Origin of the sequence: Paenibacillus lautus NBRC 15380, from assembly GCF_004000945.1 — a bacterium.
Classification (GTDB): Bacteria; Bacillota; Bacilli; order Paenibacillales; family Paenibacillaceae; genus Paenibacillus_AQ; species Paenibacillus_AQ lautus.
Window position 1 is genome coordinate 420,536 of sequence record NZ_BIMF01000004.1, and the last position, 18,409, is coordinate 438,944.

Below are 18,409 nucleotides of genomic sequence, written 5' to 3' on the forward strand. Positions count from 1 at the left end.
TCCTGCAGGTCTCAAAGAGACCGCGGATACCCTTTTTCTTACTTCTTCCTTATGAAGATAACGTCTCTTTATGCCGTGCGAACCGAAAGGATAAAATCATCGTTAAATAGACAGCAACAACCAGCGCTGTATTCAGCACAAATATCATGCGAAATCCCATAAGTCCCACTGCCGACTGGCCCGGGAGCGCCAGCATGGCACCCCCCGCCGCCGTACCAAACATCATCCCCAGATTTCGTGACAGCGCCAAAATGCTGCTGATCAGGCCGAGGTCCGTTTTGGCTGTCCTGCCCATCACCAGGGAATTGTTCGGGGGCGTAATCATGCCCATGGAACCGCCGAGCAGGACGATAAGCAGAATCAGAAAGAAGATCGGATATGCCGGCGATACAAAACCGAGCACGAGTAACGCTGCCGACATGACCAGCAGGCCGGCAGACAATAACGGGAATGTCCCCAGCTTGTCCGACAGGCTCCCGCTCAGGGGCGAGAAAATAATCAGGGACAACGGATATCCCATCATGATCAGCCCTGCCGTGGCAGGTTCAACGCCCAGCTCGCTCAGCAAAAACACGGGCAGCACAAGCTGAGCGGAGAAGGCCGCCATATAGGTAATGATAGTAATGATGATTCCTACGCTAACGCCTGTATCCCGAAACAGATCCAGCTTCATAAACGGGAGTTTCCCCTTCCCTCCTCGTTCCCACCGCGACGATAGACACCACCCGATGAATGCAGCAGCTCCCGCTCCAAACACGATGAACAGCACCGCAACCTGCCATGAACCCCAGCCCCACTGAGCCCCCAAATTTACGGCCGTAACCAGTCCGGTTAGGGATGTTGCAAAAAAGGCAGCCCCCGGGACATCCAATCGGCTTACGCCTTTTTCCGGTTCGTCCTTCGGAATGAAGCGCCGGGCAAACAACCATGCAATCAAGGAAATAGCCGTCAGCAGCCAGAAATTGCTCCGCCACGAAAACCACTGAATCAATATCCCGCCAAGACTCGGTCCGACCATCGAGCCTGCGGCAACAAACGTGCTGATAAGCCCGAGCGCTTTGCCGCGCTGTTCCTTCGGAAACACGGAGATGATCAGCGCCATATTGGTGGCTTGATACATAGCCGCTCCTACGCCTTGTAGAATTCGGGAAGATACCAGTCCGTTTAATGAAGGAGACAAGGCGCAGCAGAGCGCCCCTGCCATAAACACAAAATAGCCGATATTGTGGATTTTCCGCCTGCCCAGCATATCCCCGAGTTTCCCCATGACCGGAAGCAATATGGAGATAACAAGCAAATAGGCGGTGACGATCCACTGGGCCGTAGGGATGGTGGAATCAAACGTTCTGGCGATATCAACAAGCGCAATGTTGAACATGCCGGCCGACAGATTGGACAGAAATGCCCCTAAACAAATGGTATATTGGACGATCATCCTTGATCTGTTATTCATGCAGGACTCACCAGCTTTATTCATTAATTTCTGTGCCGTTCATAGAAAAAGCTCCCGCATGCGGAGAGCTTCCCTCTGTTAGAACCACGTTCTGACAAGCTAGCCGATGGCCGGCTGAGCCGTCGACATCGGCCGCAGCGGTTCCTCGGGCATTTGATCCATCCAAATATCGATAAGCTCCGCTACCTCACTAACTTTCCCGAAATAGCCTTCAATATTCTCGAGCGTCATTTCATGGGCCGTTGTCGAATACGATGCGCAAGCATCGGCTACAAGCACGATATGATAATCCAGCATAAACCCGTCCCGGGCCGTCGATTCCACACACACATTGGTGCTGACCCCCGTCATGATCAAGGTCTCGATCTTCAGCGTCTTCAATACCGAATCCAGCCTTGTATTCACAAAAGCGCTGTACCGGTGTTTATTGACAATAATATCGTCCTCCTCCGGCGATACCTCGTAAAATTCCGCTCCCCAGCTTCCCCTCCGGCATACGTTAGCCGAACGTCCCGAGGATCGGGTGGTCCATGCGTCGGAGTCCGTCGCTTTCTCGTGAAGTGTCTGAATGAAGATAACGGGCACATTCAGCTCTCTGGCTGAATGCAGCAATCTATGCAGCTGCGGCATCATCGCTGCCACCCCGCTAACATCGCATCCCGCGCGAGGCAGTGCCCCCTCGGGATGGCAATAATCATTTTGCACATCAACGACAATGACAGCCGCTTTACTCCCAAGCATCAGCTGATTTAAAGATTTCATCGTGACTCTCTCCCTTCCGATCTGTATTGGTAAGAATGAACCCTGCCGCTTACTTGTTGGAATGGTTCACAAACTGCATATCCACCAGCGCATCATAGGTGTAATCCCCTTTAAAAATCCCGGTCTCGATCATGACATCCATATCATGCTTCAACGCCTCTTCCGAGATCATCCCGTCCAAGCTCCAGAGATTGTCTGCATAGGCCCGGTCCAGCGCAGCTTGGATGGCATCATCAGACAACGTCGGGAATTCGGCTTTCAGGTTCTTCTTGGCCAGCTCTTTATCCGTCTGCACGACTTCCAGCGCTTCGATAATGGCATCGGTAAAGCTTTGCACGGCTTCCGGATCCTTCTCGATGGTAGACTTTTTCACGCTGAGAACCGAATACGAGAAATCTCCCAGATCATGAAACTTGTAAAACGGCTCTTCCCATACGTTCTTCGATATCCCGTCACTGATCTGCGGCTCGGCTCCGTTCGCTATGTCGGCTGCACCCTGCTGGACCATCGTCACCACCGTTGAGCCATCTGCCGGCTCCAGCAGCTGCACATCCTTTTCCGGATCGAGTCCAAGCTGAATCAAGAGATAGCGGGTCAGAAGGTTTGGCGTACCGCCGTGGCGACCGGCGTTAATCTTTTTCCCTTGCAAAAATGCCTTCAGGTCTTCGGGAGAATTGCTCGCAGGCGCAGTGCCTTTCTTGGCCATTAAATACACGTTCGCCCGATTGACAACATTCACGACCGAGATGATTGGATCGGAATTGTTGTTGTTAGCCAAGGCGTTGGACTCTGTCCCGCCGATAACACCCCAGGCATCTCCGCTGACCACGGCGGTTACGTGCGCCCCTCCGGCCGCTTGGATGACCTCGACGTCCAGCCCTCTTTTCTCAAAGAAACCTTCGCGCTGTGCGACGTACAGTGGCAGATAGCCCGTGGAGTGAAGCGGCTCGGCGATCACGATTTTCTTCAGCTTCCCGTCACCCGAGGCGGACACGGTGCCGGCGTCGTTTTTTTCATTACCGCAGGCTCCAAGCAGACCGGTGACCATGACCAGTGCAAACAACAGTGACCGTTTCCTCATTTTTTGGTTCATATGAATTCCCCTTTTAATAGAAATAATTAGTTCGATTATTGTGTCTATTGTTTGGTCAATCCCTTGGATAACCACTTCTCCAGCACGACCACGCCCCAGTACATCACCATGGACAGCAGCGACAGGACAACGACGCCCACCCACACGAGATTGATATCGAGTATCGTCCCTGCATACATAATCATTCGGCCGACGCCCTGACTTGAAGCGATAAACTCCCCTACGATGGCACCTGCCAGCGCAAGGGCAATGTTAATCCGCAAACTGCTGATAATCCAGGGCATGGACCAGGGGACAACGACCTTGGCAAAGACCTGATGCCGCTTGGCGCCGAGGGAATACATTAGCTTCTCCATATCCGGATCCACGCTCTTCACACCGCTGTAAGCAGACAGCGCCGAAACGACAACCGTCATGGAGAACGCCAGCGCCACCTTGGAAAAGAATCCAATACCCAGCAGTATGACGAGTACAGGCGCCAAAGCGAGCTTGGGCATGGCATTCAAAATGATAAGATACGGCTCGCTGATCCCCGCATACGATCTTGACCACCAAAACGATAGCCCGAGCAGTGCACCGAGGAAGGTGCCGAACACAAATCCGAGTATGGTTGAGCCGGAAGTGTACGTAATATCCCTTAACAAGGTCCCCTCGTTAATTTGGGTCCAGGTTGTGCGAAGGATCTCGCTGGGGCTGCTCCAATAATAGGAGTCCAGCAGGCCGAGCCGGGTGAACACCTCCCATACCAGAAAAACAAGTACGGCCACAGCGGCCCGCCCCCAGACGATCCGCCTGCTCCTCCGGCGCTCCATCGCCTCTTCATCCAAGATGTAGGGCACAACCTCCGGCCGTTTGGATGAACCCGTGGCAGGTTCCGCTGGTGTTACGGCATGTACGATAAAAGCCTCTTTGCGTGCAGTTTCCATCGGTTTCCCTCCTCATTCGTTCTTATTCCCTACGATATTAGTTCTTCATCATGTCCGGCTGACAACAAATCCATAAGATGATGCTTCAGCTCCATGAATGCCGGGGACGTCATGTCTTCGGTTTTGCGCGGACGCTCCATCGTTACGGTGATTTTGGACTTGATCCGTCCGGGTCTGGAAGAGAACACATAGATGTCATCCGATAAATAAATCGCTTCGTCGATGTCATGGGTAACAAACAGCACCGTTTTCCCAAAATCCTCCCAGATCTGCAGCAGCCAGTTCTGCATGGTCAGCCTCGTTTGGGCATCCAGTGCGCCGAAGGGCTCGTCCAGCAAAATGATATCCCGGTCGTAGAGTAGCGTCCGCAGCAGCGCGGCACGCTGTTTCATCCCTCCCGACAGCTCCTTCGGATAATGCTTGTCAAAACCCTTCAGTCCATACTTTTCCATCAAGGGCAGCGCCCTCTCCACAGCTTCCTTGTAAGGAACGCCTCGGACCTCCATGCCTAAAATGATGTTGTCGAGGATGGTGCGCCAAGGCAGAAGCATGTCCTTTTGCAGCATATAGCCCACATAACCGGTGGTGCCCACGATGTCTTTGCCGTCAGCCATCACCTTGCCCGTGGAGGGCGGCATCAAACCGGCGATAATGTTAAAGAGGGTGGATTTGCCGCACCCGCTGGGGCCGATAATGCTGACAAAACGCCCCTCCTCAATCGCCAGACTCGTCTCCCGCATGGCCGCAATCTCTTCCCCATTTCTGCGGAACCATTTGCTGACGCCCGAAATTTCAATTTTGTGAGTCATGCCCCTTCCTCCTCTTTTTTGATTTCATGATTTTTCAGAAACATCAAACATGTATTTTCAAAAGCGGATGTAACAAAAAATCGCCAGTCCAGCCCCAAGCCGCACACATGTGTGTACCTTGGTACCAAACTGACGATCGGCCCGCTCTCTACTCGAGTTCCGGCATGTCGTTCAGATATGCTTCTACATCCTTCTCCAAAAATACGATGGTACCGGAAAACTCGGTCTCTGCATCATAGTCTTTAAGAATGGAGATGATTTTAAATTGAAACTGCTGTTCCAAGGAGGCCCTAATCTCCTGCTTGAACACCTGAAATAAAAGGTGGTCCAACTGCCGGGTAGAGAGGGGGTAATTCTCATCCAGCAGTTTGAGGACGGGGACTCTACTATTCCTCGATACAATGATGATTTTGTTGCCAACGAAATCGACTTTTTGCTGCTTTACACCCACGTTAAATATTTTCTTATTTATCGCGTTGTAAACCCTCAAAAGATCCTGTTTGAGTTCGCCTGCTGTCATCATGGTTCAACATCCCTTTTGTGTAAATTAATATTACATTGACCGGGGTAGGTATAGGGTGTTTATCGAGTTTTTTCTGTCCTTGGGTATAATTATAGGCGATATCAGGCTGTTGTCAATACATAAACGTCAAAAAAGATAACAAACACTTAAATAGTGTTAGTTTATATAACATTAACATACCAAGATTTTTGAGTGTGATTCCGTTTACTTCTGCCCTCTTCCTAAATAAAGAGTCATCCTGAGCGAGCGTCGGTTCCCGTGCCCGTGCCCACGCCCTAAATCTATCACCTTGTTCTATTCCCCGTTAAAAATCCGTTCCAGGAACAAGACGCCCTCCCGCTTCTGGTGCTCATTGACTTCATGGCCGGAGAACGGATAGTCTCTTATTTCTTTTGCCGATTTCATTCGGTTGTATGCTGCATATATGGTTTCAGGCATGCAGACCGTATCCTTCCAACCGACGGATACCATGACCGGCACCTGGATTCGCGGCGCTAGATTCAGCATGTCAAAGTACGATAGATGCTCCAGGATCTGATCCAATTGCTCCGGGTACCGCTTTATGTATTGGGCGATTTCGCTCAGCGAGCTGACCGAATGCAGAATCCCGTAATCCATTCTGCACATGTTGGGAATGTCGGCCACAATGGCCGCGACCTTCGGATTCAGGGCCCCTGCCAGCAGAGACAGTCCGCCACCCTGACTGCCGCCTACCACGGCAATTTTTTTCGGATCCACTCCGGGTTGCTGCGATGTCGCATCCACCGCTCTCACAGCATCCATAACGACTGCCATGTAATAGGAGCGACGAATATCTGTAATCCCCTGTGTCACCCAGCCCTTAACCACGCCGCTGTCCAATGGCAGCAGATTCCCGGTCTCCCCGCCCTGTCCCCTGACGTCAGCGGCAAACACCGTATAACCCAACATCAGCCAGTGAGCATACCGTTCTGGAAATCCGCGGTCTCCGGAATAACCCGGGAAGGTTACGATACACGGTCGGGGTTTTTCGTCCGAAGGTTGCATAGTTGGAGCGATATACCAAGCATGGATAGGCGTATCATCATAACCATGATAGGTTACCTTGGATACCTTCATATGGGGATATGGCGTCGCTTCCGGCTGACTGGCCATGTGAAGCGGCTTGTCGCTATACGACTTCAACACTTCCTCCCAAAATCGATTCAATACCTCCTCGTTGATCGTAGGTTCCGGATACAGGTTGCCAAGCTCTTTCTTACGCAGCTTAATGGTATTCATTCTGATTTAAATCTCCTTTTCGCGAGTGAAGTGAAGGTTCTTGTAACATGGTTATTTCGGCAACACATCCGAAATCCCTTTCAAAACGGTAGGAATTCATGCCGGTTTATTACGTATTTCTCTCAAAATAACGAATTGATCGGGGTTCCAATCGTTATCTTTTCTAAAAAAATTAAAAAGCGATCATAGATTTATAGAGTTGAACATATCATAATAGAAACTATGAAAAACCAACGGGTTGATATAAACGATGCGCCCGCCAGAGCAATACGACATCTTATAGCGAATGGAGACGATGAATATGCTGCAAGGTTTAACAAGCGCAGGACTCGGAAAGCTTGAAAGCGATTTACAGTTTATCGAGCTCGCGGCCAAATATGAATTCCAATGCGTCGATATCGATGCCAAAGGTCTTGTAGACCGCCTAGGCACAGGAGCGGCAGCCGATATGCTGAAATCCCGCCAACTGGAAATCGGGGCGATCGGCCTTCCCGTGGAATGGAGAGGTTCGAACGAGCAGTTCCTAAGCGGACTTGAGAAACTGCCGGCAGCAGCGGCAGCGGCCAGGGCCCTTGGCTGCACTCGCTGCTGTACATACATTCTTCCTTCCACCGATGCACCCGCAGCTCATTTCATGGCTCTGGCCACCACAAGGCTGCGGGCTTGTGCCAGCATTTTGGGAGCATACGGAATTCGATTGGCCCTGGAGTTCGTAGGCCCGCATCATCTGCGCACCCAATGGAAGAACCCGTTCATCTGGACGGTACAAGAAACGTTGGATTGGATCGATGCCATCGGGGAACCGAATGTCGGGCTGCTATATGATGCCTATCACTGGTACACCAATGAGATGACGGTTTCGGATATCCGGCAGCTGCGAGCTGAACAAATCGTTCATGTCCACATTAATGATGCGAAGAATATTCCCGTGGGGGATGTTCTCGATAATGATCGGGTTTATCCGGGTGAAGGCGTAATTGATCTGCCAGGGTTTCTTCAGGCTCTGAACGATATCGGCTATGCAGGCCCGGTTACACAAGAAATTCTGACGCCTTCCACACCAACGGGCACGCCGGAAGAACTCGTTGCCAAATCACGTCAAGCCTTCAACAACGTATTCGGGGCTGCAGGATTATAATTAGAGGTTCCATGCATGCTGAGAGCGGTTAACTGACTGGCAGATACTCAGGACCGGCAAACTCTCCATGTCACGCGGTGGGGAAGCCACGTCACATAACGGAATGATTCCACCTGTTCAGGGGAACACTGAAATGGTAGGTTAAGCACCTTTTCAGGAGGTCTCAGGAATGAACGGATTTAAGAAGGAAGAACGGGATAACTTTACGGATCTGTCTACCGTTGAGTCACAGCGAAACGATCTGGTGGCCGAGGAATTTCCCGAGGGACCTTACGGTTCCGATCTCCGCAGCGATTCCCTTGGAAAGAGCACCCCATGGCGCAAGGATCAGCGGCCTCCGAATCGGTTTGATTATGAGGATCGCAGCCTGCACATGGGCATCGAACGGGAGTATCCTGGCGAAGACGAGAGCATTCAAGCAGACCCGGGACAAAAGAAACCCGAGTAGAGCCAACCTAAAAAACCAACCGTCGTTCTTTGGACAAGACGGTTGGTTTTTGTCGTAACCAGGCTTGTAACCTCCGCTTCGTAAGCATAATGGCCTATAAAAATACATAAGATGGCAAAAGAAAAACGCCGATCATCATACTTTCTCAAAAAGACAAACCGCATGTGGCGGATGTTTTTCTTGTGAGAACCTTCTATCGACTCGCGGTCCCAAGAAGAGATACACCGTCGGCTGCGGTTAGAGAGAGAGGAAGGAGTGGGGGGGAGGAGCACATGCCTATCAAAAAGGAAGATGAATTCGTGATTTATGTTATCACGTTATCCAGCGTAAAGCGCTATATGTCCATTGAATTTATCGGTGGGTCTTGCGGTTATATTATCGCTCAAAAAGCGCTCCAATCCGATCTGCTCGGCATGATTGGCAGTATGATCGCTCCAATGGCGATTCGCCGCGTGCTGCAGTGGCAACAGCGCAAATCCGAGCGTCAGGTGCGCTTTGGGCTACATTCACTGACCAAGCCGAGCAAGCTGAGCCCCACATAAATCAAGCGAGCATCCCACAGGCTGCCCAGAACAATCATCTGAATCCGTATGATTGAAGCTTCTTGCCAAGCGGTTTGCAGCCCGAGAAAACAAGCTAAAGCCACTTCCATCACAGGAAGTGGCTTTAGTAGCTCTATATCGACATTCCCGTTTCGGTGATCAGTGGTTAACACAGCTTGCTTCCTACCGTTTCTGCTTGTAAAACTCATGATACAACTTCATCAGCGCCCGCTTCTCGATCCGCGATACATAGCTGCGCGAAATGCCGAGTTCCTTGGCAATCTCACGCTGCGTCCGTTCTTCTCCGCCAGCTTCCAGTCCGAAACGTCCAATAACGACTTCCTTCTCCCGGTCGTCCAATATATCGAGGTTCCGGTAGATTTTACTCTTCTCAATCTTCAACTGCACGGCATCCACGATATCATCCGCTTCGGTCCCGAGGATATCGATAAGTGTAATCTCATTCCCCTCTTTGTCCGTTCCAATCGGATCATGAAGGGATACGTCTTTTCGTGTCTTCTTCAAGGAACGAAGATGCATAAGTATCTCATTTTCTATACAACGGGCAGCAAATGTCGCCAGCTTCGTTCCTTTATTCGGCCTGAAGCTTTCAATCGCCTTGATGAGTCCTATCGTCCCGATGGAAATCAAGTCTTCTAGATCCTCGCCGGTGTTATCGAACTTTTTGACGATGTGCGCAACCAGCCGAAGATTATGCTCAATCAGTTTATTGCGCGATTGAGGATCGCCTTCGGCCATTCGCTGCAGATGTTTAGCTTCCTCTTCCTCGGTCAGAGGCTGGGGAAACGCGTTGTTTTTCACGTACGAAACGAGCAGGGTCAACTCTTTTATGAACAAAGCAATTGCGGTAAACAATCCAGGCACTTTAGGACACCTCCTGCGAAGTTACAATGCAACCGGCCCTTATCGCGCTCGGTCTCTCGGTCTTCTCATTGTATGTAGGCAACGGCCCAGAAGTGCCTGTACGCGGGAAAGTGATTCGTAAAAACGTTTAATCTCCCATATCTGTCCGACCATTCATAAAAGAAGGCCCGCAATTATACGCCATTTGTTTTTTATTAATTCCTCAACCAAGCAACGAACTACCGCAACTAGCGATCATTTATTTAACACATACCAATATATCATGTTATAAAAATAAGCTATAACAACCGATGAATTGCATTTACCGCACGGTATATTCCTAATCTAACACAAAACTTTTTGGCTCAAATCAATCATTCAAGGCCCAGCATCTCTACCCTCATAACGAGGGAGATTGACTTTAGGTAAATATAAGCGACGGCCCCACAAATTGACCGATAAGATATTCATTACACCCACATAATATAACAGCCATAATTTTTATCAATATAATATATTGACATTAAATTGGTATGTAATTATATTAAATGTAAGCGTTTTATATAATGACCTGACAAAACGATCAACACCCTGAAGAATGGAAGGGAGAAGAGCTTACATGTACACGTTGGACTATTTTTCTGTACTGCATGATTTGAACCGCACGATAACCGAAGGCACCTCAGCTTACCCGAAGCTCGGACATATGTTCAGGAGCATGCTGGACAATACGCTGGGTTCGACCATTCAAAAACAGCCCGACGGTACCACCTTTGTCATTACCGGCGATATTCCGGCCATGTGGCTGAGGGATTCGGCTGCGCAAATCCGGCCCTTCCTCGTTCCGGCGGGCCAAGACGAGAAGCTGGCCGATTTGATCGAGGGGCTCGTACGCAGGCAAACAGCATTCATCCTGCTTGATCCATACGCCAATGCATTCAATGATTCGCCTTCCGGTCAAGGCCACCAGAACGACCGCACCGCCATGAATCCATGGCTATGGGAGCGCAAATATGAGATCGATTCGTTGTGCTATCCCATCCAGCTTGCTTACCTGTTATGGAAAGAAACCGGCAGAACCTCGCATCTGGATCAAACGTTCCATTCAGCCGCCAGGGTCGTTCTGGACATCTGGCGAACCGAGCAGCATCATGAATCGAAATCGCCGTATTACTTCGAACGCTTCGATTGTCCTCCAAGCGACACGCTGCCGCGCGGCGGAAAAGGGACGGAGGTGGCTTATACGGGAATGACCTGGTCCGGCTTCCGCCCGAGCGACGACGCTTGCGCCTACGGATACCTCATTCCATCCAATATGTTCGCCGTCGTTGTGCTTGGATATCTGGCGGAGATTTCCCGCGATGTCCTGCGCGATTCCGAGTTGGAAGCAGAGGCGGAGAAACTTGCCGGAGAGATCCGTCATGGCATTGAGTCGTACGGCGTTCTCGAGCATCCCGAATATGGCAAAATTTATGCCTATGAAACGGACGGGATGGGAAGCCACCTGCTCATGGATGACGCCAACGTCCCCAGCCTTTTGTCCATTCCGTATTTGGGTTACACAAGCGCTGATGACCCGGTCTATCAAAATACCCGCAGGTTCGTGCTGAGCCACGCCAATCCGTATTATTATCAGGGCACTGCCGCTGCGGGCGTGGGAAGCCCCCATACGCCTGATCGTTATATCTGGCCGATTGCGCTGGCGATTCAAGGCTTGACGACTACCGATCGGGAAGAGAAATTTCGGCTGCTTCGGCTGATGGCGGATACCGATGCAGGCACCGGCATGATGCATGAAGGATTTCTGGTCGACGACCCTGCCCGTTATACCCGCCCATGGTTTTCCTGGGCTAACATGATGTTTTGCGAGCTGATCATGGATTACTGCGGCATTCGGGTCAAAGCGAAAGATATTGGAGGAGGTCATCGAGATCACCATGGGAACCAATAGGAAGCTTCGCGGCTGGGTCATCGGATATCTGTTCATTTTACCGTCCATTATCGGCTTCAGCGTTTTTGTCGCCTACCCCCTGTTGTCGTCCATGTATTACGCCTTGACAGAATGGAGCGGGTACGATTCCCCCCGTTTTGTCGGCTTCGAGAACTTTAGATACCTCTTCACCGAGGATCCGGCTTTTTGGCCTTCGATCCGGGCAACGTTTTACTTCGTGATCCTGAGTGTTCCTTTATCGCTGATCCTAGGCCTGTTATTGGCCATGATGCTGAACAAAAACTTGACCGGCATCAAATGGTTCCGCACGATCTTTTATCTTCCCGTTGTCGTTCCCTCCATCGCCACGCTCACGTTGTGGCAATTTATTTATGAGCCGCAATATGGTCTGGCGAATTCGCTGCTAAGAGAGTTCGGACTGCCGCCGGGCACTTGGTTGACCAGCGAAACGACAGCGCTTCCATCCATTGTGTTAATCGGTTTATGGCAGGTCGGATCCAGTGTCATCATTTTTCTGAGCGGTCTGCAGTCGGTTCCCCAGGAAATGTATGAAGCGGCGGAAGTCGACGGCGCCTCCAGGTGGCGGATGTCGTTAAACATTACGCTGCCCATGATCACCCCGATCCTGTTCCTGCAGCTTATACTCGGCATCATCGGCTCATTCCAGGCGTTTAACCAGGTTCAGGTGCTGACCGGAGGCGGTCCGAACTTTTCTACCTCCCTGCTGAATTACAAAATCTATACCGACGCCTTCAACGGAAGAATGTTTGGTTATGCAATTGCGGAGGTGTGGGTACTGTTTGTCATCATCATGATTTTTACCGTGATTTCTTATCGGTACTCCAACCGGTTCGTTTATTACGAAAGCGACAAATAAGGGGGTAAGAGGTGATGCAAGCGGAAGTACGGCCCAAACAACGAGGAAATTTGAATACATCGGACATACGAGTAAAGCGAAGAGTACGGTTTAACTGGATAGACGCCATTCGTTTTATCTTATTGGCGATCGGCGCCATTGCGATGCTGTTCCCCCTCTTCTGGATGGTTACCATTGCGTTGAAGAGCAACAATGACGTGTTCAAAATTCCGCCCGAATGGTTTCCGCGGGAATTTCATTGGTCCAATTTTGTCACCGGAACAAAAGAAATCAACTTTTGGCAAACGTTTGGCAACTCCCTGTTTATCGCGATTACCTGCACAATCGGACAGATTATAAGTTCGGTGCTGGTGGGCTACGGGCTCGCACGGCTCAAGTTCCCGGGACGTAAGCTGTGGTTCTCGCTTTTTATAGGGAGCCTTATGCTTCCCGGATTTGTAGGCATGATCCCTATGTTTAACCTGTACACCAGCATTGGATGGTACGATTCCTGGCTGCCGATTATCGTGCCCGCCTTTTTTGGAAACGCCACGTTCTCGTTCCTGTTTGTCCAGTATATAAAAACAATCTCCGTTTCATTTGACGAGGCTGCCAAAATAGACGGAGCATCGGACCTTTATGTGCTGCTCAAGGTATTGGTGCCGATGTCCATGCCGGTCATCATGACCATGGTAATATTTGCGTTCCAAGGGGCATGGAATCAATATTTGGAACCTTTGCTCTATATTATCGATCCAAGCAAATGGACGTTGTCGCTGGCGATGGCTACCTATACGGGCACCTATGCGACAGCCTGGAATCTGTTCATGGCCGCGGATTTAATTTATATCCTGCCGATGCTGCTGCTCTTCTTCTTTGGCCAGAAGTTTTTTATGCAGGGGCTGGGCTCCATGAATTCCGCGGGTTTAAAGTAAAGCTTGCGACCATATGGGAGGTGATGCCGACCGGGATTGACTGAAGTAAACAACAGGTGATGTTCAGTTCATTAAATTTACCATTGGGGAGGTCTTTCAATGAGACAGGGTGCAAGAAAGTGGGCCAGTGGAATCATCGCTTTACTGTTATTTTCAAGTCTGCTAGCCGCTTGCGGCGGCAACAGCGGCGGAGGCTCCGGTTCGGCGAGTCCCGGGAACACACCATCCGGAGAAGATAACGCCGGGTCCAAGAAACCCGTCGAAGTCACGATGATTACTTGGGAGTCGGCGGCCATGAACGAAAAAATCATGGCATCCATGAAAAAATTCGAAGAGGATAACCCTGACATCAAAGTAAAGCTCATCCCTACTCCATTGGACAATTACGGTGTCAAGATTAACGGAATGATCACGGCGAAGAAAGCACCCGACATCTTCATGACCGGTAACGACATGCTGCTCGATAATGCCGGCAAAGGACTTCTCTATGACTGGACGGAGCTTGCAACACAGGACAAAGCGTTCATGGAGGGCTTTTACGATGGCGTGGTAGACAGCTGGTACTATGAAGGCAAGTTGGTCGGATTGCCAGGCCTTTTGAACACATACGGCATTTTTTACAATAAAAAATCATTCCAGGATGCAGGTCTTCCGGAACCGAAGATTGGCTGGACCTATGATGAATTCTTCACGGCGATGGAGAAACTTTCGAGCAATCAGGGCGGCGTGCAGCAATTTGGTTATTATGCCCCCCTTGACCCCTTCCATGTCTCTCTCTATTCGGTTTCCGCAGGCGGTGCTCCCTTCGCTGATGCCATCATCAATCCAACGAAGGTGGAAATCAGCGACCCGTTCAGGGAAGGCGTCGAAAAATATAAGGCTGCCATTGCAAATGGTTACATGAATCCTCCTACCTTTGATTTAACGAATGCCATGAGTTCGTTCAAACAAGGTAAAGTCCCGATGACCCTGCAAGGGCAATGGGTAGCCGACGATTTGATCCGTACGGCTCCGAAGGAATTGGAATGGGGCTACGTGCCGATGCCGGTGGTTAACAGCCAGACCGAGATTTATGACGCCGTAGGCTGGTCCAGTCCGGCAACGCTCAAAAATCCGGAAGCGGTATGGAAAGTGCTCAAGTATCTGGATTCCAAAATGTACGAGGAAGTTCTCCCTTCAACCCCGGTGGCTCCCGCAGCCTATCAAGCATCTTCCGCAGCTTATTACGAAGCGCTGAAAACGGCCGGACATCCTGAAGTGGGCGAAGGACTTGATCATATCCTGAAATCCCAGAATACGCAGCCGGTTCGTTTCCTGTCGACATGGGCAGGCAAAGCGTACCCGTTCATTGAAGCATCATGGAAAAACATTCTGATGGGCAAAGCCCCGATCACCGAACTGGATGTGATGGCCGAAAAAATCAACAAAGTGATTACGACCGGCAAGTAGTAACCGGAACCGTTAAGCTCATGAAGCCGATCGTGAATGGAACGGATCGGCTTCGATTTGAAAATAGAGGAGGAACATTCATGTCACTAAGATCAGGTCAACTTTTCAGGTTTCTGGCGGTGCCTCTGGCTATCGCGCTCATGCTCGGTTCCATGCCGGGCGTCGGAACGTCCAAAGCCTACGCCTATACCGCATCAGATGGGGATACCGCGATGAGAGCTTTTAACGATACATTTTGGGATCCGAACGCCAAGATGTTCTGGAAGGACTCGAAGCGCGAAAAGCATCAAGACTTCTGGGTGGAGGCCGAGCTGTGGGAATTGGTCATGGATGCGTATCAGCATACATCCGATCCTGCTTTGAAAGCCGAGCTTAAAACGCAAATCGACGATGTATATGACGGCACCGTCGCCAAGTACGGGCAAGATTGGACGAATAACCCGTTCAATGACGATATTATGTGGTGGGCGATGGGAAGCGCCAGAGCCTATCAAATCACCGGAAACCCAAGATATTTGGAAGCCGCGAGGGATCATTTCGATTTTGTGTACGATACGCAGTGGGATGAAGAGTTCGCAAACGGCGGCATTTGGTGGTTGAACAGCGACCATAATACCAAAAATGCGTGCATTAATTTCCCGGCGGCGCAAGCAGCGCTTTATCTTTACGATATTACGAAAGATGAGCATTATCTAAACGCGGCAACCAAAATATTCAGATGGGGCAAAACGATGCTTACGGACGGAAACGGAAAAGTGTTCGACCGCATCGAAATTGAACATGGCGCGGTTCCGGATGCCACTCACTACAACCAGGGTACATACATCGGGTCGGCCGTCGGATTGTATAAAGCGACCGGAAATGCCGTTTACCTCGATGACGCGGTCAAAGCCGCTAAATTCACCAAAAACCATCTGGTGGATTCAAACGGGGTGTTGAATTATGAAGGCCCTAACGGGGATCTGAAAGGCGGCAAAACGATCCTTATGCGCAATCTGGCCCATCTGCAAAAGACACTGGATGAAACCGGCCAGTACCCGGAATTCAGTGCTGAATTCGATGAATGGCTTGCATTCAATATCGAAATGGCCTGGAGTCACCGGAATTCGGATCATATCGTGGATGGAAACTGGGCGGGACAACTGCTGTCCGGAACCTATGAATCCTGGTCCTCGGCCGCAGCCGTTCAAGCTTTAAACGGTATCAAACCGATGGAAGCAGAGCTTCATTATGGCGTTAAAAACCCCTTCGATAAAATCGAAGCGGAACGCTACAATATCGGGTCCGGTTTCGTTCTGGAAGGCGCGTTCGAAGGTTCGCTGCAATTAGGTGGAATACAGCATGGCTCTTATGCCGCTTACAAAAATGTGGACTTCGGATCAGACGGTGCGATCGGGTTCATTGCCAGAGCGTCCAGCGGAACGGGCGGAGGTCAAATCGAGATCCGGCTTGATTCCAAGGATGGCCCCAAAGTCGGGACCTTGAACGTAGAGGGAACGGGCGACTGGAATCGTTATATCGATGCCGTCACCCTCCTTAAAGATGACCAGGGAGCGCCGAGCACTATAACCGGCGTCCATGATGTGTATCTTGTCTTCACCAAGACGAACGACGATTATTTATTCAATTTGAACTGGGTTAAATTCACAACGACGGACCCGACGGAAACCGACGCCTATGCCAAGCTTAAGGCCGGAAATTACGACAGCAGCGAAGGACTTAGTAAACATGCCGAGTTCGGATATTTGGACGCAATTCATCACAATGCCTATGCCTCTTATGAAGGAATTGATTTCGGATCTGGCGCGGCTGGTATCACGGTGCATGTGGCCAGCGGCAATCAAGGCGGCACGATCGAGGTTAAATTGGACAGTCTGGATGGGCCTACCGCAGGTGTCATTCAAATTCCGGCGCTGGGAAGCTGGGATAACTGGGTCGATATCATGGCGAATATCGATGACACCTTAGCTGTAGGTGTTCACGACGTATACCTTGTTTTCAAGGGAGCGAACGGCAGCGACTACCCTCTCAATCTGGAGTGGTTCACCTTTACCACCATGAAAGGAAAAGCAAGGGATGCTTACGACAAGCTGGAAGCCGAAAACTATACAAACGGAGTAGGCTTCGGCAGAGAAACCGGCGGCGGGGAAACTTACCTGGCCGGGTTGTTTGGTCCGAATAACCCTTATGCTATGTACAATTACATCGATTTTGGCAGCGAAAGCCCTACCCAATTCCATGTCAACGCAGCCAGCGCCACGGCTGGCGGGACAATCGAGGTCAGACTGGACAGTCTGGGCGGTCCGGTCATTGCAACAGTCACCGTCTCAGGAACCGGGGGCTGGCAAAATTTCAAAGTTTCCTCGACGGATGTAACGACCCCTGTAACGGGAAAACACATTGTATTCCTGTCTTTTAAAGGCGGAGACTGGTTATATAACTTTGATAAATTCACTTTTGGCGATCCGACCGTATTCACAGAGACTCCAACTCCCCCTATGCCTGAAGAGGACCATGTTGCTCCGGGCGAGGTAGAGAATGTTCAGGTGAAGCGCGGCGAGGGCAAGATGACGCTGTCTTGGGATGGTCCCTACGATATCGATGCTCAAAAAGTGCAAATTACGCTGCGGAGTAATGGACAGCAGGTCGGCGACGTCATCGAGGTAAATCGGGGAATTCAAACAGCGGTGATACAGGGAATCGAAGCGGGCAAGGACTACTCGCTTTTCATCCGGTCCATTGATCGGTCCGGGAATGCTTCGCAGGGAGTCACCATCGAGGTTACCGATTCTCCTTCCTTCTCTTTGACTGTTAATGGCAAGAGCTTGGAAGATGGCGATTCTTTGGAGGATTACATGGCCCTCAGCTTCAAAATTATGGACACTTCCGCCATCCAATTAGCCGAAATAACCATCGGCGATAAAGTATATACGCTGGATCCATTGACCAAGGACGCTATCGACATCGATTTGGCCGGGAATTTGGGCGACATAACTGCAACGGTTACGACTGAAGACCGCTCCGGTAACAAAACTCAGAAAACATTCCAGTTCCGGGTCATGACCAGCGTGTTTTCCATGAAACAATTAATCGACCGATTCGCGGATTCTGGGGATGTAAGCGGAGCGCTCATTCCTCAGCTGAACAACGCTCTTAACCAGGTACAGCATCAACTGGATCTGGGAAGAGTGGATCATGCCGTCAAGCATATGCAGAATTTCACCAAGCACCTGAATAAGGAGGCGATGGGACGCAACGTCAGCGATCAAGTCAAAACGGTATTGAATACCGATGCGAACTCCCTGCTCCAAGATTGGCAGGATGGCTTGGAGTAAACATAAAGCGCTATAGCGGCGACCATGCATAACGTATAAAAAAGGACTCCTGATGATTCAGGAGT

General features: G+C 50.4%; 16 protein-coding genes. 8 read left to right on the forward strand and 8 right to left on the reverse strand.

Features of this window, described 5'->3' with window-relative positions; genetic code table 11:
* Window positions 1–49 precede the first annotated feature (49 nt).
* From PLA01S_RS11090 to PLA01S_RS11120, 7 genes are all read right to left on the reverse strand, one after another.
* Window positions 50–1,453, reverse strand: coding sequence for an MFS transporter (locus PLA01S_RS11090; protein ID WP_127592172.1), 1,404 nt, complete (start codon window positions 1,451–1,453; stop codon window positions 50–52).
* Window positions 1,454–1,552: 99 nt separating this feature from the next.
* Window positions 1,553–2,215: a cysteine hydrolase family protein gene (locus PLA01S_RS11095; protein ID WP_100535861.1), complete on the reverse strand. Its 663-nt coding sequence runs from the start codon at window positions 2,213–2,215 to the stop codon at window positions 1,553–1,555.
* 49 nt (window positions 2,216–2,264) lie between these two features.
* The gene (locus PLA01S_RS11100; RefSeq protein WP_127592174.1) at window positions 2,265–3,308 is read right to left on the reverse strand and encodes an ABC transporter substrate-binding protein; all 1,044 of its coding nucleotides are present in this window, start codon (window positions 3,306–3,308) and stop codon (window positions 2,265–2,267) included.
* A gap of 44 nt (window positions 3,309–3,352) precedes the next feature.
* A complete protein-coding gene (locus tag PLA01S_RS11105) occupies window positions 3,353–4,234 on the reverse strand; it encodes an ABC transporter permease (protein WP_127592176.1) in 882 nt (293 codons plus the stop codon).
* A gap of 29 nt (window positions 4,235–4,263) precedes the next feature.
* Window positions 4,264–5,043, reverse strand: a complete 780-nt coding sequence (locus tag PLA01S_RS11110) for an ABC transporter ATP-binding protein (RefSeq protein WP_100535858.1) — start codon at window positions 5,041–5,043, stop codon at window positions 4,264–4,266.
* A gap of 148 nt (window positions 5,044–5,191) precedes the next feature.
* Window positions 5,192–5,566, reverse strand: a complete 375-nt coding sequence (locus tag PLA01S_RS11115; protein WP_127592178.1) for a Na-translocating system protein MpsC family protein — start codon at window positions 5,564–5,566, stop codon at window positions 5,192–5,194.
* 294 nt (window positions 5,567–5,860) lie between these two features.
* Window positions 5,861–6,826 carry an acetylxylan esterase gene (locus PLA01S_RS11120; protein WP_127592180.1) on the reverse strand — a complete coding sequence of 322 codons (966 nt, stop codon included), beginning with the start codon at window positions 6,824–6,826 and terminating at the stop codon, window positions 5,861–5,863.
* A gap of 301 nt (window positions 6,827–7,127) precedes the next feature.
* Here PLA01S_RS11120 and PLA01S_RS11125 point away from each other — a divergent pair, with 301 nt between their 5' ends.
* The 3 genes from PLA01S_RS11125 to PLA01S_RS11135 all read left to right on the forward strand — a co-directional run bounded on the left by PLA01S_RS11125 (window position 7,128) and on the right by PLA01S_RS11135 (window position 8,954).
* Window positions 7,128–7,964 carry a sugar phosphate isomerase/epimerase family protein gene (locus PLA01S_RS11125; protein ID WP_127592182.1) on the forward strand — a complete coding sequence of 279 codons (837 nt, stop codon included), beginning with the start codon at window positions 7,128–7,130 and terminating at the stop codon, window positions 7,962–7,964.
* 169 nt (window positions 7,965–8,133) lie between these two features.
* Window positions 8,134–8,412, forward strand: coding sequence for a hypothetical protein (locus PLA01S_RS11130; RefSeq protein ID WP_127592184.1), 279 nt, complete (start codon window positions 8,134–8,136; stop codon window positions 8,410–8,412).
* A 272-nt stretch (window positions 8,413–8,684) separates the two neighbouring features.
* Window positions 8,685–8,954, forward strand: a complete 270-nt coding sequence (locus PLA01S_RS11135) for a hypothetical protein (protein ID WP_246059428.1) — start codon at window positions 8,685–8,687, stop codon at window positions 8,952–8,954.
* 183 nt (window positions 8,955–9,137) lie between these two features.
* On the opposite strand, the gene sigK is transcribed toward PLA01S_RS11135, so the two are convergent.
* Window positions 9,138–9,839, reverse strand: coding sequence for an RNA polymerase sporulation sigma factor SigK (gene sigK / locus PLA01S_RS11140; protein WP_006208952.1), 702 nt, complete (start codon window positions 9,837–9,839; stop codon window positions 9,138–9,140).
* A 598-nt stretch (window positions 9,840–10,437) separates the two neighbouring features.
* Here sigK and PLA01S_RS11145 point away from each other — a divergent pair.
* From PLA01S_RS11145 to PLA01S_RS11165, 5 genes are all read left to right on the forward strand, one after another.
* The gene (locus tag PLA01S_RS11145) at window positions 10,438–11,769 is read left to right on the forward strand and encodes a glycoside hydrolase family 125 protein (protein ID WP_127592186.1); all 1,332 of its coding nucleotides are present in this window, start codon (window positions 10,438–10,440) and stop codon (window positions 11,767–11,769) included.
* The gene (locus PLA01S_RS11150) at window positions 11,756–12,646 is read left to right on the forward strand and encodes a carbohydrate ABC transporter permease (protein WP_127592188.1); all 891 of its coding nucleotides are present in this window, start codon (window positions 11,756–11,758) and stop codon (window positions 12,644–12,646) included. Before PLA01S_RS11145 ends, PLA01S_RS11150 begins: the two co-directional genes overlap by 14 nt.
* Window positions 12,647–12,660: 14 nt before the next feature.
* A complete protein-coding gene (locus PLA01S_RS11155) occupies window positions 12,661–13,560 on the forward strand; it encodes a carbohydrate ABC transporter permease (RefSeq protein WP_127592190.1) in 900 nt (299 codons plus the stop codon).
* A gap of 99 nt (window positions 13,561–13,659) precedes the next feature.
* Window positions 13,660–15,009 carry an ABC transporter substrate-binding protein gene (locus PLA01S_RS11160; protein WP_127592192.1) on the forward strand — a complete coding sequence of 450 codons (1,350 nt, stop codon included), beginning with the start codon at window positions 13,660–13,662 and terminating at the stop codon, window positions 15,007–15,009.
* Between the two features lie 80 nt (window positions 15,010–15,089).
* Window positions 15,090–18,344, forward strand: coding sequence for a carbohydrate-binding protein (locus PLA01S_RS11165; protein ID WP_127592194.1), 3,255 nt, complete (start codon window positions 15,090–15,092; stop codon window positions 18,342–18,344).
* Window positions 18,345–18,409: the final 65 nt, after the last annotated feature.